This window comes from Corynebacterium sp. HMSC14B06 (assembly GCF_001807075.1).
Classification (GTDB): Bacteria; Actinomycetota; Actinomycetes; order Mycobacteriales; family Mycobacteriaceae; genus Corynebacterium; species Corynebacterium jeikeium_D.
Genome location: NZ_KV787371.1, coordinates 85,616 through 101,044, shown reverse-complemented (window position 1 = coordinate 101,044; position 15,429 = coordinate 85,616). Strand labels below are relative to the sequence as shown.

Sequence of the window (15,429 nt, the reverse complement as noted above, 5' to 3'; positions counted from 1 at the left end):
GCCGAGCGGACACACTTTTTGCTACTTAACCCTATTTTTGCGCCCCCAGAAGGATTCGAACCCTCGACCAATCGGGTAGAAGCCGACTGCTCTGTCCACTGAGCTATGGAGGCTAGCTAAGAAAAGCATTGTAGCGTCTCTAATGTAGCCAATCACAACCGGTTCTGTTCTAGGGACTTTGGTCGCTAAGCTTAGGGCTATGACTGCCACGACCAAGGCCGAGACCTCTCCGCCTGTTAGCAAGGATAAGAAAGTCCGTAAATCTGCTGGTTGGTACGTTGTTTTTGTACTTATCGGCGGCGTTCTAGCTGGTTTGCTCTCGATGGCGTTCAACATGGATTCGCGCGCCACGTTGGGTATTCCCGATCCCGGCACAATCACCACCTTCGGGTTCCCGTTCGCGAAGGCGGCCGGTGAGCTGCTCGCCTGCCTCGGTGTCGGTTCGTTTATGCTCGCCGCTTTCGGTACGAAGCAGCGTGCCGACGGCACTTTGGGCCTCGACGGCTACACGGCATCCCGCACGGGTATGTGGGCCATGCTCGGCTGGGGCCTCATGGCGCTGATGGAGATTCCGCTGGTGCTCTCCGATGTGTCGGGCCAGCCGCTGTCGACGACGATTCAGCTGAGTAACTGGGCTGTGTCGTTGGAGCAGACCAAGGAGGGCTTGGCGTGGCTGTGGGTAGCTATTTTTGCGGGCATTGTGGCGCTTGGTTCATCGCTGACTCGTAAGTGGATTTGGCAGCCGGTGTTCTTCGCCATCAGCTTGGTGTCGATGATGCCGCTGGCGGTTGTAAGCCACAATGCCTCCGGTGGTGCCCATGACTACGGCACTAACTCCTACATCTGGCACTTGACCTTCACTGTGTTTTGGGTCGGCGGTTTGATGGCGCTGGTTGGCCACGCGCGTCGTCGCGGTGAATGGATGCCAGAGGTAGTGAAGCGCTATTCTTTCGTGGCGTTGGTGGCTTTCATCGCCATGTCTGCCTCCGGCTTCATTAACGCAGCCATCAACATTGACTGGTCTGACCTGGTCAGCAACAACTACGGCATCATGGTGCTGGTCAAGGCCGTTCTCACTATCTTGCTGGGCCTATGCGGCTATGTGCACCGCAAGATCACCATTCCGGAGATTGAGCGCGCTCAGTCGAATCGTCCATTCTGGCGTCTGGCCATTGTCGAGGTCATCATCATGGCGCTGACAATCGGCGTTGCCGTAGCTCTGGGCCGTACTCCGCCGCCACCGAATTTCTCTGAGCAGGCCGGCGGTGAGGGCCTGCCGTCGATTACGCAGATGCAGGTCAAGCTAGGTTACAACCTGGAGATCCCATTCGGTTGGGAGGCCATGTTCACGCAGTGGCGCTTTGACATCTTCTTCGGCTCTGCCGCCATCATTGCCGCGTGGATTTACTTGTACTGGCTCTACTTGCTGAAGAAGCGCGGCGGTACCTGGCCGCTGTCCAACACCCTGTGGTGGCTCGCCGGCTGTGCCACGCTGCTGTTTACTTCGTGCAGCGCGCTGGGCGTGTACATGCCGGCTCTGTTCTCGGTTCACATGATCGCCCACATGCTTTACTCCATGGGCATTCCGGTCATGCTGGTCCTGGGCGGCCCAGTTACGCTCGCGCTGCGTGCGCTGAAGCCGGCCGGCCGCGATGGTCTGCCTGGTATTCGTGAGTGGCTGGTGGTCTTCATCAACAACCCGGTGTCGCGTTTCCTCACGCACCCGGTTGTGGCAACGGTGCAGTTCGTCGCGGGCTTTTACCTGCTCTACATGACACCGATTTACGACTTCCTGGCTGATGAGCACGCGGGCCACGTGTTCATGAACATCCACTTCTTGATCTCCGGTTACATCTTCTACTGGGTCATTATCGGTGTCGATGCTGCACCACAGCAGATTGAGCCGTCGGTCAAGCTGGTCACGCTGATGGGGTCGTTGCCGTTCCACGCTTGGTTCGGTATTTCGCTGATGCAGTCGCAGCAGGTGCTTGCCGAGACCTACTACGCCAGCCTGGATCTCCCTTGGGCAGTGAATCTCCTGGAAGATCAGAACGTTGGTGGTGCCGTCGCGTGGGCTGCCGGTGAGGTTCCGCTCTACATCGTCACCGTTGCGCTGTTTGTACAGTGGCGGCGTTCCGATGAAAAGGATGCAGCCCGCTACGACCGCGTCGCGGACCGCAACAATGATGAGGAGTTGGCCGCTTACAACGAAATGCTCGCTCGCATGAGCCAGCAGGTCGGTGTTGGCGGCGAGGATGAGCGCGATTACTACACCTCGGAGGTTGACGCGCAGCATCCGGTGCACATGGATAATCCGATTGATGCCTCGAAGAGGCGCGGAAGGTAGCGTCGTTAAGCTGATTTTGCATGCTTGACGACGAGGATTGCCGCGACTTCGCCCCTCAACTTCATACGTAGCCTGTGGATAGTTGTCTTTTCGACAAACTTATCCACAGGCTTTTTATGTACCTCTTTCATTTGTTTCTCGAAGCCGGAAAAGTAATTGGCACGGCACGAATGAGACACCTTCGAATTATTCGGCCGCAGTAGGTAAACGCTTTCTTTGGGGGAGGAGCCCGATGTCTGAGGCAGTTATTACCGTGGTGGGCAATGTGGTCCATCATGTGGAAAATCGAAATACCAATTCTGGGGCAAAGGTCTGCAAGTTTTCTGTGGCATCCAGCAAGTCATGGAAGGGGGAGAATGGTTGGGAGCAGTCGGAGACGTCATATTTTGATGTTGAATGTTGGGGCAAGCTCGCCGAGAACGTGAATAACACGGTGTGGAAGGGCCAAGCCGTCATTGTCCACGGTCACGTTCGTACGGATCGCTGGGAGGGCGATGATGGTACGAAGCATCAGCGCCAGAAGATCATTGCTAAGGCGGTAGGTCCGAATCTGCGCCGTCACCTGGCAACGGTGAAGACTATGACTGAGAAGCCGCATGAGTCGCCGACTGGTCTTGGTGAGTCATCGACTGGGGATTCGGAAGCTTCGGTTACTGAGACAGTTGCGTCTCAGGCCGGGGCCGTGCGCACCTTCACTGCTAGTACGGGCGGCGCTGGTGAGGCGGGGAACACAGGTGCAGCTAGTTCGGAGCAGCGAGAAATGGCTGATGCAGGAGTCAGTGCGCCGTTCTAACCCAGGAGCCAGTACATCGTTGTAGAGCGGAATGAGGGGGAGCCGCTGAAAGAGCGGAAAGAGGGGAGGGGTAATTACTGCACGTGAGGTGACGCTGCTGAGAAAGGGGAGGGATCGCATACGATTCGGCAGCGTTATCTCGCAGCTAGTTTTGCTAGGAGCCTGGCAGAGATTTTGGTGGGAAAGGATTGCGGGTACGCCCATGTAGATTGTGCCTTTTGGTTCCTATGCGTAACCTCTACAGGGATTGCTTATTTCCTTTCTACGAGGGGACGAAATTCCACCATGGGTGAGTTCATCTACCAGATGAAAAACGTGCGCAAGGCGCACGGCGATAAGGTTATTCTCGACAACGTCACCATGGCGTTTTACCCGGGCGCAAAGATCGGCGTGGTCGGTCCGAACGGCGCAGGTAAGTCGTCGATTCTGAAGATTATGGCTGGCCTTGATCAGCCGAGTAACGGTGAAGCTTTCCTGGAGCCGGGCGCCACTGTCGGCATCCTGCTGCAGGAGCCTCCGCTGAATGAGGAGAAGACCGTTCGCGGCAACGTCGAGGAGGGCCTCGGCGACATCTTCGAGAAGAAGGCTCGTTTTGAAGCCATCGCCGAGGAGATGGCCACCAATTACACCGACGAGCTCATGGAAGAAATGGGCAAGCTCCAGGAGGAGCTCGACGCCGCTGATGCTTGGGAGCTGGATTCCAAGATTGAGCAGGCAATGGATGCGCTTCGCTGCCCGCCGGCGGACGAGCCGGTTACTCACCTCTCCGGTGGTGAGCGTCGTCGTGTAGCACTGGCAAAGCTGCTGCTCTCCGAGCCGGACCTGCTGCTTCTCGACGAGCCGACTAACCACCTGGACGCCGAGTCTGTGCTGTGGCTCGAGCAGCACCTGGCTAAGTACCCGGGCGCTGTCCTGGCCGTGACTCACGACCGTTACTTCCTGGATCACGTCGCTGGCTGGATTTGTGAGGTCGACCGCGGCAAGCTCTACCCGTACGAGGGCAATTACTCGACTTACCTGGAGAAGAAGGCTGAGCGCCTTGAGGTTGCAGGTAAGAAGGACGCCAAGCTGCAGAAGCGCCTGAAGGATGAGCTGGCGTGGGTCCGCTCGGGGCAGAAGGCTCGCCAGGCCAAGAACAAGGCCCGTCTGGAGCGCTACGAGCAGATGGTGGAGGAAGCCGAGCAGTACAAGAAGCTCGACTTCGAAGAAATTCAGATTCCGACCCCGCCGCGCCTGGGTAACCAGGTTGTTGAGGTCAAGGACCTGGAGAAGGGCTTTGATGGCCGCGTCCTGATTAAGGACCTGTCGTTCACCCTGCCGCGTAACGGCATCGTCGGTGTGATTGGCCCGAACGGTGTGGGTAAGTCCACCCTGTTCAAGACCATCGTGGGTCTGGAGCAGCCGGATTCCGGTGAGGTCAAGGTCGGTCAGACTGTTCAGCTCAGCTACGTTGACCAGGGTCGTGAAAACATCGATCCGGAAAAGACCGTCTGGGAGGTTGTCTCTGATGGTCTCGACTACATCGTGGTCGGCCAGAACGAGATGCCGTCTCGTGCGTACCTGTCTGCATTCGGTTTCAAGGGTGCGGACCAGCAGAAGCCGTCGAAGGTTCTCTCCGGTGGTGAGCGCAACCGTCTGAACCTCGCGCTGACCCTGAAGCAGGGCGGTAACCTGATCCTCCTGGATGAGCCGACTAACGACCTTGACGTCGAAACCCTGTCTTCGCTGGAAAACGCACTGCAGAACTTCCCGGGCTGTGCCGTGGTCATTTCCCACGACCGTTGGTTCCTGGACCGCACCTGTACCCACATCCTCGCATGGGAAGGCAACTTCGAAGAGGGCAAGTGGTTCTGGTTCGAGGGCAACTTCGAGGGCTACGAGAAGAACAAGATTGAGCGTTACGGCGAGGAGGCTGCACGCCCGTCGCGCGTCACGCACCGTCGCCTGACCCGATAATCTGTTTCGCGCGAATCTGATTTTTGCCAACGGCAAAGTCCGGAACCTTGTGGACTGGCTCGCACCAGTGCACAGGTCCCGGGCTTTCGCGTATTCGCAGGCTCGTAGCTCCAGAAAACGCCTATAGTTCTGGGTATGACTGAATCAGCACCATTTCGTACCAACGTCGCTATCCGCTGGTCTGATTTCGATCAGTATGGCCACGCCAACAACACCGCTTTCCTGGAATACGCCCAGCAGGCTCGTCTGGACTTTGTGATGCGCGGTCTCGGCGGCGGGGCAGGGATGCCTGCGGCAGTGGTGCGTCGCCTGGAGATTGACTACGTCCGCGCTATTTTGCCGGACACCCAGGAAGTTGTGGTTGAGACCGAGATCATCAACTTCGGTCGCACCTCTTTCACACTTCGCCAGACAATCTCCGACCAGCATGATCACATCGTTGCTGTGCTCGAAACCGTGATGGTGATGTTTGATCTCAAGACTGCGAAGGCAGTCGAGCTCTCCCCGTCTGCCCGCCGTGAACTGGAGCGTTTTGCAGCTCCCGCAATCGAAGACAACAAGGAAGACCAGGACAAGTAATTCGCCGTGACCACTTCTCATCCCGCTGCCGAGCTGACCTTCGGCACTCCCGATGCCCTGAAGAACCTGGGCGTCCTGGCCCATAAGGCCTACGCCCTCGACGAGAGCACGTTGCTACGCATCCGAGTACGTAAGACCGCCGCCGCTGGTATCAGTTCCTCGTCCGCGCCTAACGCTGCGCCCGCAATGTCGCAGGTATGGGTGAAGACCCCAATCGGCCCGCTCGCCATGCGCACGATTGCGCTGCACGCGCTTCCCGACGACATCATCGTCACCGCCGCGGAGATTAAAGACATCGCAGTGCGTGCCTTTGCGCAGGCAAAAACTGCTGAGGACGGAGAGGAGAAAGAAGCTTCGCTCACCGCGATGCCATACCGCGTGCATGCGCAGTCGGCGTCCTCCTGGCCGGGATTCCTGCCAGTGCCGGAAGGATGGCAGGTTGTCGACTATGTTCCAGCCACTGCCTTCCGGACTCTCGAGAAGCAGGGGCGCGCGGTCGCCGTCGAATCTTCCGGCCCGATGGGCATGCCACCGTCTCTGCTGGACCAAAAGGTTCTCACTGTCAGCGGCGGTACCGGTGAAGCCACTGTTGATACAGGGGAAGGGCAGTCGCAGGAGACGTCGAAAAGCGTGGTGGACGTGACCATGCGGGACGTGTTTGCGCTGTGCACGATGGGCTTTATCCCGGAGCAACCGGATGAAAAAGAGCCGGTGCGCGTGTCCACAAAGGGACGGTGGCACCGGCTGGATGGGCGGTTTGGCTCGATCTTTACGCTCGAGTCCTTTGGCGTGCTGCCGCTGCTGAACTAGCGGCGCAGGGCCTAATTCCTACTGCGCGTCGAAGCGGTTGATGAGCATGTCAGCAACCTGCACCATGTGGTTCCACATGGCTTCGCGCTGGGGGCGGGGGAGCTCGTCATCGGAAATGTCTGCGAGTGAGGCACTCATGATCTCCAGCCAGCGGTCGCGTTCGGCTTCGCCGATGGAAAACGGCATGTGGCGCATGCGCAGGCGCGGATGACCACGCTGTTCGCTGTACGAACGCGGCCCGCCCCAGTACTGGACGAGGAACATGCGGAGTCGATCCTCGGCGCCCTCCCAGTCATCGCTGGGGTACATCGGGCCGATGAGGTCATCGGAACGCATGCGCGTGTAAAAACCATGGACGATGCGATTGAAGACATCCTCGCCGCCGACGGAGTCAAAGAGCGTCTGAGAAGTTGTCATGGCACCAAGTCTATCGACTTGATGCCACGAAAACGATAACGGCCAAAGTGCCGGCCGAAATCACTTGTTACTTCGCGTCGAACTCGCGGGCGCGAAGAGCGAGCTTCACCAGGAACTGCTGCTCAGAGATGATGCGCTTGACCGGCGATGCAGTCTCGTCGCTGTCGAGCAGACGTTGAGCGGCTGCAATTGCCTCATCACTGATCTCCCAGGTGGGGTAGAAGCCCTCGAGCAGCGTCTGTGCCGTCTCGGATGAGAACTGCTTCCACCAGCTGTTGGCAACAGCGAAGAAGTGCTCCGACAGTGAGGTTGCCGACTGCTCCGCGTTGATGGTGGCGCGGGAGTCGTCGTCAAGCGCCTGCGCGAGCACTGCACCCGAGCCCGGCGCGTTGAAGCCGGCCAGCAGGTGGCGAATGACAAGGTTCGATGGGGCGTCGTCGCCGGAGACAGTCGCCTCAGCCCAGACGCGGGACTTGTTGGCGAGCGTCGGCACGGAGGCGCGGCAGGCGATGGCGGCCTGTGCGCCGAGTGCTGAATTGTCGGTCTTTTCAAGCTCTGCGATGGCCTCCTCGCCTTCGAGACCAGCGGAAACCAGAGCCTTCAAGGCGCGCCACTGCATGTCGGTGTCGACAGTGACAGCGGGGAAGCCAGCCTTGTCGGCGTCGCCGGCGTAGATGGCGCGCAGTGCGTCGGCGACGTCGCTATTCGACGAGCCCACGGTAGCCAGAGCGTTAACGAAAACCAGGGCGCGGTCGGCGTCGGTTTCCTTCTTCGCGTAGTCCAACAGACCCTGAGCCAGCAGATCGCGGCCGGTGGACTCGGCCCACTGAGGATCGGCGTAGACGTTGACGGCGCTGACCGCCTGAGCGATGACGCGCTCCAAGACGGAGAGCTTATCCTCGCCCGGGATGCCGCGAAGCACCAGGTTGACGAAGTCGCGAGCGCGCATCTGGCCTGCGCGAACCATCTGCCAGGTGGCGGACCAGCACAGTGTGCGCGCCATCGAATCGGTGAAAGCGCCGATGTTGTCGATGACGGTGGCAAGCGAGCCTTCGTCCAGGCGAATCATGCTGTAGGTGAGGTCGTCGTCGTTAACCAGCACGACGTCGCCAACTGGTGTGTCGACCAGATCTGGGACATCGGTGCGGGCACCGCGGACGTCGATTTCCACGCGCTTGGTGCGCTCAAGTACAGCGTCCGCGCCGGTGCCGCGCAGGTTGTAGATGCCCACTGCGATTCGGTGATCACGGAGTTCACCGGCACCCGGCTCGGCGCCTTCCTGCGTGACTGCGAAGGAGGTGTACTTGCCGTCCTCTTGATGGAACTCTGGCGCCAGGGTGGTGATGCCGGTGGTGGTCAGCCACTGATCGGCCCAGCCAGACAGATCGCGACCGGAGGCCTCGGAGAGCGCCTCCAACAGATCCGCGAAGGTGGCGTTGCCAAAGCGGTGGCGGGAAAAGTGAAGACGAGCACCGGCGAGGAAGGCGTCCTGACCAACGTAGGCGGCCAGCTGCTTGAGGGTGGACGCGCCCTTGGCGTAGGTGATGCCGTCGAAGTTCTGCTCGACGGTGTCAATGTCGCTGGCATCGGCGGCAATCGGGTGCGTCGACGGCAGCTGATCCTGCTTGTAGGCCCAGGCCTTCTCTACGTTGGCGAAGGTGGTCCAGGCGTGGCTGTAATCGGAAACCTCAACCTGTGCGGCGGCAGCCGACCAGGTAGCGAAGGACTCGTTGAGCCAGAGATCATCCCACCACTGCATGGTGACCAAATCGCCGAACCACATGTGAGCCATCTCGTGCAGGATGGTGTCGTTGCGGCGCTCGTAGAGGTAATGGGTGGGCTTGGAACGAAAGACGTACTCGTCGCGGATGGTCACGCAGCCGGCGTTTTCCATCGCACCCATGTTGTATTCCGGGCAGAAGATCTGGTCGTACTTGCCGAACGGGTAGGGCTCGCCGAAGTGCTTGGCGTAGAAGTCGAAGCCTTCCTTGGTCTCCTTGAACAGAGTGTCGGCATCGAGGTACTCGGCGATGGACTGGCGGCAGTAGATTCCTAGCGGAATGGTCAGCTCGCCGTCCGGCTGGTGCTCGGCAGGGGTTTCCGGGTGCGGTGCGACAGTGCCGGTCCACGAGTCAGTGACCTCGTGCCACGGGCCCGCACAGACTGCGACGAGGTACGTCGACAGCGGAACATCCACTGAGAAGTCGAAGGTGTCGGCCTCATTGCCGTGGACATCGGTGGTGGTGCCGGTCTTGGCTACCGAGTTGGAAATAACCTTCCAGCCCTTCGGCGCCACGACGTGGATGGAGTACGTCGCCTTCAAATCCGGCTGGTCAAAGCAGGCGAACACGCGCTTGGCATCGGCAGTTTCAAACTGCGAGTACAGGTAGGTTTCGCCATCGGCGGGATCCTGGAAGCGGTGAATGCCCTGGCCGTTATTGGTGTAACGACAGTCCGCATCGATAACGACGGTGTGGTCACCTTCGGTCAGGTCTACGTTAATGCCGGTCTCGCTGTCATAGCGAGCGGCCTCCGTGGCATCGACGCCGTCGATGGTCACACTCTTGACAACCGCATCACGCAGGTCAATAAAGGTGGAACCAGCGCGCTTCGCTTTCAGAGAAATTGTGGTCTTGGAAGCGAATGTTGGTGCGCTGTGCTGCCCACCGACCGGTGCGGTCGTAAGGTCGAGGGAGATGTCGTAGTGGGACACCTCGAGCATGGCCGCACGGTCGGCGGCCTCGGTCCTGGTTAGGTTCGTGGAAGTCATGCGACAAGTGTAACCACGACCCCGGATTGGGAATCGGGCAGTAGCGTGGTGGGCGGGGTGACCTCGACTTCCTCGCTCATTGCGTGTCGATTCGGGCGGTCGATTGGCGGTCGATTGAGCGAGATTTTGGCTTCTTTGGCATGCGAGCAAAGCCGAACGTGAATACACTTCGTTTCATGTACGAACTCAGTGATGATGCAAGCAAGGTTGAACGGGTCAACGCGGCGTGGGATCGCATTGAAGCAAAGCTTGGCGACGATGCTTTGGAGGCCCCGGCGACAGAAGCGGAACTGGATCAGCTTGAGGCTGACCTCGGAGTAAAGCTGCCAGACTACGTGCGAGCTTCGTGGCTGCGGCACGCGTCTGTGGACGGTGAGCCGTGGGACGGTGGCTGGATTGCACCGCCTAAGTCGATTCTGAATGACTACAAGCTGTGGACTCAGCTGCAGGCCGACGGCGAGTTCGATGACTTTGAAGCCGAAAGCATGGACAGCGCCGACTCGGATGGCAAGTGGTATCACGAGGCATGGATTCCACTGGTCATGGACTTCGGCGGAAACAACTACTGTCTGGACATGCGCTCGGGGAAGATGGTCTCCATGGACCACGAGGTGGGCTCGGAGTTCCTGGACTACGCCGACTGGCCTGCCTACCTGGAGGCTGCCGCTGATTCCCTGGAGGCTACGGGCTTGCCCTGGAACGGTTAGGTAGGCGATTTAGACGGCGCCCGATGGGGGAGCCAGTTAACACCAGGTCCGGTAGAACTTCGGACCCATCCGAATTCATGAATGCGAGCCGAAAAAATCCGCCCTATAGTCGTTGATAAGTCAATCAATGCTTTAGGAGGACTTTCACATGAGCAATCGAGACAAGGTCACTTTTTACTTCGACGTTTCCTGCCCGTTTTGCTGGGTGACGTCGCGCTGGATTAAGGAAGTCGAAAAGGTCCGCGACATCGAGATCGAGTGGAAGCCGATGAGCCTGTCGGTGCTCAATGAAGGCCGCGATGAACTGCCGGAAGATTACAAGTTCATGATGCAGTGCAACTGGACCCCGGCACGCCTGTTCAACGCCGTGTTCTCCCAGGATGGCCAGGAGGCCGTCGACAAGCTCTACACCGCGCTGGGCACGAAGGTCCACAACGAAAACCGCATCGATCGCCACGCGCATGTCGACGAGCCGGAGCACGCATTCGACGAGCTGATTAAGGAAGCCCTCGCAGAGGTTGGACTGCCGGAAGAGCGACTGGCCCAGGCCTTGACCACTGAGTTCGATGAGCTCATGCGTGAAAACCACGCAGAGGCCATGAAGGAGGTCGGCAACGACGTCGGCACTCCGGTGGTCAAGCTTAACGACGTTGCCTTCTTCGGTCCAGTGCTTACCCGTATCCCACGCGGCGAAGAAGCGGGCAAGATCTTCGACGGCTCGGTCGCCCTTGCCAGCTACCCGTACTTCTTCGAGATTAAGCGCTCCCGGACTGAGAGCCCGCGCTTCGACTAAGAAAGCAGTAGCAGCTGGGGCGCGCAGTTAGGAGAGCTAACCCGCTCCGGCTCCAGCATTCTGCCCGGTAGAGGCCTGCCGTTCTTCTTCGCTCATCGCAGCCCACCGCGGCGGAATGTAGACGCAGGTTGGATCGGATGCCGTGTAATCCCCGGTCAACGCGTACGCGGTCGACCGGGACCCACCGCATACGCTGTGGTATTCACAGACGCTGCACTTTCCATGCCAATTGTCCGGATCGCGAAGGGCCTTGAACGCCGGCGAGTTCGAATAGATTTCCTGGAATGGCGTGGCCTTCACATTTCCGCAGTGAAGCGGCAGGAAGCCATTGGGGTAGACGTCGCCGATGTGGTCAATGAAGGCAAAACCTGACCCGGAATTGACGGCCATGGGGGAGCGCGGGCGACGTGGCTTTTCCGGCACAGCACCGAGCAGCTTTGTCGTTTCCTCGGTCAAGTAACGGTAGAGCTCGCCGCCCTCATAGGGTGGCAGCCCCTTTTCCTTCGCTTCCTCCTGCTGCATGACGACGCGCCGATACTGCGGCGCCTCCGTCGTCTTAATGGCAATTCGGTTGGACACATCAGACAACCAGTGCAGAACATCCTCGCGTTCCTCCGGTGACAATGCGCCCAAATCCGCACCGCGACCAGTGGGAACGAGGAAAAAGACGTACCACATCTTGGCCTGCATCTCCATGACGGTCTTCAGCAGCGCTGGCGCCTCATGAATATTTCCCTTGGTCAGGGTCGAGTTAATCTGCAGCCGGTAACCGGCCTCGTTGATGTGCGGAGCCATTTCGAGCGTCTTTTCAAAAGTGCCCGAAAATCCACGGAACTTGTCATGGGTCTGGGCAGTCGCGCCATCGAGCGACATGGACATCGCCTTGCCACCGGCCTCACGCAGTGACTGAATCCGCTCTGGCGTGAGCCGCGGCGTCACCGATGGAGATAGCGACATATTCAGGCCCTGCTCCGTGCCGAATCGCACCAATTCTTCCAGGTCATCACGCTCAAAAGGATCACCGCCGGTGAGCACTACAAGCGGCTTCGGCTTGCTATACGACGCCAAGGTCTCCAGCAGCATCTTGCCCTCGGTGGTCGAAAGCTGGTGAGGATGCGGCTCGTGCTGCGCATCTGCACGGCAGTGCTTGCAGACTAAGCCACAAGCCCGCGTGACCTCCCAAATGACAATAAATGGTTTCTTGTTGATGTCATGCCGAACCGTTCGCACCACCGGTGCGTGATGATTCCCATGGGAGCCATGGGCTTCAGGATCGACTTGGAAGTGAGCTTGCGGCGCAGGAGACACGGTAAAAGCACCCAATTTCCGGTTTCGAAGGCGTGCTGAAACGCAAATACAGTCACTTTTCACCCTATTCGGCTGCGCAGGAGACGTCGTCAAGCAATACCTAAAACGGGTGCAGGCGCCGTGGAATCCGTGGGAACCGCTAAACTTGCTGCCATGCGTATTTACCTTGGTGCAGACCACGCCGGTTTTGAGATGAAGAACCTGATTAAGGCCCACCTGGAGAAGGCTGGCCACGACGTCGTTGATTGCGGCGCTCACACCTACGACCCTGCAGATGATTACCCAGCATTCTGCATTGAGGCGGCTTCCCGTACCGTCGCTGATCCGGGCAGCCTGGGCATCGTGCTCGGCGGTTCCGGCAACGGCGAGCAGATTGCTGCTAACAAGGTCAAGGGCGCTCGTTGTGCGCTGGCTTGGTCGGTGGAGACCGCAAAGCTCGCCCGCGAGCACAACAATGCTCAGCTGATCGGCCTCGGCGGTCGTATGCACTCTGAGGAAGAGGCCCTGGCTATCGTCGATGCTTTCGTCTCCCAGCCGTGGAGCGAGGAGGAGCGTCACCAGCGCCGCATCGACATTCTGGCAGAGTACGAAAAGACTGGCGTTGCCCCGGAGCTGCCAGAAGCTTAAAGGGATTGCTGTTCGCTATCTGTTGATAGGAATAAAAAAGGGGTCTGGTTCCAGAAAACTCTGGGACCAGACCTTTTTTCATGTGTAGACGGAGTAGGAATTGTCGTATGACAAATCAAGAAGCGCATCGCCGAGTAACTGTTGTGCTATTCCCCGGGTTCGAGCTCTTGGACGTATTTGGACCGGTTGGCCTTTTTGGCCATGTCCCAGAGATTGAGGTCGAATATGTCGCCAACATTGCTGGTCCGATAACCAGCGCTCAGGGGGCGCAGGTTATCGCCACACGTTGTGCCACTGACCTCGAAACGGTCGATATTCTTCTAGTTCCTGGTGGAGCCGGGAGTAGAACACTAGTTGACGATGCAGAGTTTTTGGACTGGCTCAACAACCTCGGATCCCGGGCGCGGTTAGTGGCATCGGTTTGCACAGGTTCCGCACTGCTTGCTGCGGCTGGGCTTCTTGAAGGAAAGCGGGCAACTAGTAATAAGTTGGCTTTTGATTGGGCTACCTCGTTCGGAAACGAAGTGACGTGGGTGAAAGCGGCTCGATGGGTTGAAGACGGAGATCGCTGGAGCTCATCAGGAGTCGCAGCAGGTATGGATATGGCTGTTGCTTTAATTAGCAGCATCCTTGGCAAGGAAGCTGGTCGATTCGCCGCCAGAAAAATTGAGTATCGGCCTCAGACAGACGGCACTGTCGATCCTTTTGCGGATTTAGCGAAATAGCGGCGCCGGGCTTTTTCTAAATATCGAAACCGTCGAATCCGCCGTCGAAAAATCCGCCGCCGTCGCCGCCACCGAAGAGGCCGTCGAAGAAGCCTCCGCCGTCGCCTGCGTCACCGGCATCTGCACCGCCGCCACCGAAGTCGCCGCCAAGGTCATCTCCACCGAAATCGTCGCCACCGAAGTCTTCGGCTCCAAAGTCCTCGGTGCCGCCGAAGTCGTCAGCGCCGGTGCCCATGCCGCTGGCGAACTCATCAGCGCCGTAGGCAACACCGGCCATACCGTGGAAGAGGGTAGAGAACAGCAGCATCGAGCCTGCGGTCCAGACACCGGTGCGGAGCGCGGACTTCCACCATGGCTCGGAGTACCAACCGGCCGGAACCGGACGGCCAGCGACACGACCACCGGGGTAGTAGTTCGGAGTTTCCGGGGTGGCGTATGGAGAGGCGGTAACCGAGTGGCCTTCGTGCTCAATGGTGCGAGTTTCGGTCACAGAACCAGCGGCCTTCTGCCCCTCCAGCGGTGGCAGTGTCGGCCCCGCCGGCAGGCCCATAATTTCGCGAGCCGCATTGATGTAGTGCAGGCCCTCCAGCGCCGATTCGCGGGCCATTCGCGCCTGTGCCGGGGTGCGCGCAGTAGAAATCTGCGAGGAAGCGGCATTGTAGCGCTCGGATGCGTCAGCAAGAGCCTGCGTGGAAGCCGAATCGGTGCCAGCCAGGTTCAATACCTGTGAGCCCAGTCGCTCAATCCATCGGCGGGCGTCTGCGACGGCGTCTTCCAATTGATTGTTCTGGCGAGCATCAAAGGCCCTGTTAGAGCGGTTTTGAGCCATCGACGCGATGATAATTGCGCCGCCGACGGTGATCGCGATCAGGATTAAAGCCCCCATGGGCTAGGCCTCCAAAAAGGAAATTGCGGGTACTGCTTGTAATTACTTGAGATAACGCATGTAGAGCGAAAAAAGTTCCCGAGCTTACATATCTGTCCGACAGATGTAGCTCGGGAACCAGGAAATGATTGGGTATGGGTAGGTATCTATGATTCGGCGGAGTCGGTGCTCTTGGTGCGGCTCTTCCGATTGGCGTGCCATGCGCGAACTTCTTCGGAATCCCACAGGGTCAACCCATGAAGCTTCGCGACGGGTTCAGGAGCCTTCTTGCGGCCAGCGTAGCTGGTGAAAGTGCCACGTGCGGTGCCGGAAAAAGCAGCGCATTCGACCGCGGTCCATAGTTCGTGTCCAGTATCGGCATCGATAATGGTGGGCTTCATGGTGCCCAGAGTACCCGTAGCACTGGATCCTGAACAGAGGTCAGAAGAATTTCTGGTCCCCGGACGTCGGCTCAGAAAGTAAAAACCGGGAGCAATGCGCCCGGTTGCGTGGAGGGGATGACGGGAATCGAACCCGCGTCTTCAGCTTAGAAGGCTGGCAAGTGGGGTTCCTAACGTGATTTTTGATTTTTTTTGGGGGGGGACATCGTCAACAACGGGCCGGGGCTCCGATTCGTTCCAGGGGGAGCGGATTTTTCGCGAACGATCCGGTTGCTCTACTCGGTTGCTTTACGACGACCCCGTCGACGCGCGAAACCCATAATATTTTGTT

General features: G+C 58.8%; 14 protein-coding genes and 1 tRNA gene. 9 read left to right on the top strand and 6 right to left on the bottom strand.

Translation table 11 applies throughout. The features are described from left to right. Positions 1-40: 40 nt before the first annotated feature. Positions 41-113 (bottom strand) — tRNA-Arg (locus HMPREF3130_RS05690). Positions 114-199: 86 nt separating this feature from the next. Between HMPREF3130_RS05690 and HMPREF3130_RS05685 the strand changes: the two genes are divergently transcribed. From HMPREF3130_RS05685 to HMPREF3130_RS05665, 5 genes are all read left to right on the top strand, one after another. Further along, the gene (locus tag HMPREF3130_RS05685; protein WP_049170976.1) at positions 200-2,347 is read left to right on the top strand and encodes a bifunctional copper resistance protein CopD/cytochrome c oxidase assembly protein; all 2,148 of its coding nucleotides are present in this window, start codon (positions 200-202) and stop codon (positions 2,345-2,347) included. A 232-nt stretch (positions 2,348-2,579) separates the two neighbouring features. Next, positions 2,580-3,140, top strand: a complete 561-nt coding sequence (locus HMPREF3130_RS05680; protein WP_049170979.1) for a single-stranded DNA-binding protein — start codon at positions 2,580-2,582, stop codon at positions 3,138-3,140. A gap of 285 nt (positions 3,141-3,425) precedes the next feature. Beyond that, positions 3,426-5,096, top strand: a complete 1,671-nt coding sequence (gene ettA / locus HMPREF3130_RS05675) for an energy-dependent translational throttle protein EttA (protein WP_016422285.1) — start codon at positions 3,426-3,428, stop codon at positions 5,094-5,096. Between the two features lie 135 nt (positions 5,097-5,231). Then, complete coding sequence (locus HMPREF3130_RS05670) at positions 5,232-5,675, top strand: acyl-CoA thioesterase (protein WP_016422286.1); 444 nt, start codon at positions 5,232-5,234, stop codon at positions 5,673-5,675. Positions 5,676-5,681: 6 nt separating this feature from the next. Continuing rightward, a complete protein-coding gene (locus HMPREF3130_RS05665) occupies positions 5,682-6,485 on the top strand; it encodes a DUF8185 domain-containing protein (RefSeq protein WP_049189871.1) in 804 nt (267 codons plus the stop codon). 18 nt (positions 6,486-6,503) lie between these two features. Here HMPREF3130_RS05665 and HMPREF3130_RS05660 read toward each other — a convergent pair whose 3' ends face one another. Both HMPREF3130_RS05660 and pepN read right to left on the bottom strand, forming a co-directional pair. Further along, entirely contained in the window at positions 6,504-6,902 is a 399-nt protein-coding gene (locus tag HMPREF3130_RS05660; RefSeq protein ID WP_049189869.1) for a globin, read from the bottom strand. A 67-nt stretch (positions 6,903-6,969) separates the two neighbouring features. Then, on the bottom strand, positions 6,970-9,672 hold the full coding sequence (gene pepN, locus HMPREF3130_RS05655) for an aminopeptidase N (RefSeq protein WP_049193748.1): 2,703 nt from the start codon (positions 9,670-9,672) through the stop codon (positions 6,970-6,972). Between the two features lie 176 nt (positions 9,673-9,848). Here pepN and HMPREF3130_RS05650 point away from each other — a divergent pair, with 176 nt between their 5' ends. After that, entirely contained in the window at positions 9,849-10,379 is a 531-nt protein-coding gene (locus HMPREF3130_RS05650; protein ID WP_224783792.1) for an SMI1/KNR4 family protein, read from the top strand. Positions 10,380-10,527: 148 nt separating this feature from the next. Then, positions 10,528-11,172: a mycothiol-dependent nitroreductase Rv2466c family protein gene (locus HMPREF3130_RS05645; protein WP_049193750.1), complete on the top strand. Its 645-nt coding sequence runs from the start codon at positions 10,528-10,530 to the stop codon at positions 11,170-11,172. Between the two features lie 36 nt (positions 11,173-11,208). Here HMPREF3130_RS05645 and HMPREF3130_RS05640 read toward each other — a convergent pair whose 3' ends face one another. Next, the gene (locus HMPREF3130_RS05640; protein ID WP_070429500.1) at positions 11,209-12,405 is read right to left on the bottom strand and encodes a TIGR04053 family radical SAM/SPASM domain-containing protein; all 1,197 of its coding nucleotides are present in this window, start codon (positions 12,403-12,405) and stop codon (positions 11,209-11,211) included. A gap of 228 nt (positions 12,406-12,633) precedes the next feature. Here HMPREF3130_RS05640 and HMPREF3130_RS05635 point away from each other — a divergent pair, with 228 nt between their 5' ends. Then, complete coding sequence (locus tag HMPREF3130_RS05635) at positions 12,634-13,107, top strand: ribose-5-phosphate isomerase (RefSeq protein WP_005511109.1); 474 nt, start codon at positions 12,634-12,636, stop codon at positions 13,105-13,107. 107 nt (positions 13,108-13,214) lie between these two features. Further along, positions 13,215-13,832, top strand: a complete 618-nt coding sequence (locus HMPREF3130_RS05630; protein WP_016422294.1) for a DJ-1/PfpI family protein — start codon at positions 13,215-13,217, stop codon at positions 13,830-13,832. Positions 13,833-13,848: 16 nt separating this feature from the next. On the opposite strand, the gene HMPREF3130_RS05625 is transcribed toward HMPREF3130_RS05630, so the two are convergent. Continuing rightward, the gene (locus HMPREF3130_RS05625) at positions 13,849-14,718 is read right to left on the bottom strand and encodes a hypothetical protein (RefSeq protein ID WP_070429499.1); all 870 of its coding nucleotides are present in this window, start codon (positions 14,716-14,718) and stop codon (positions 13,849-13,851) included. A gap of 146 nt (positions 14,719-14,864) precedes the next feature. Then, entirely contained in the window at positions 14,865-15,098 is a 234-nt protein-coding gene (locus HMPREF3130_RS05620; RefSeq protein WP_048734899.1) for a hypothetical protein, read from the bottom strand. Between the last annotated feature and the right edge of the window lie 331 nt (positions 15,099-15,429).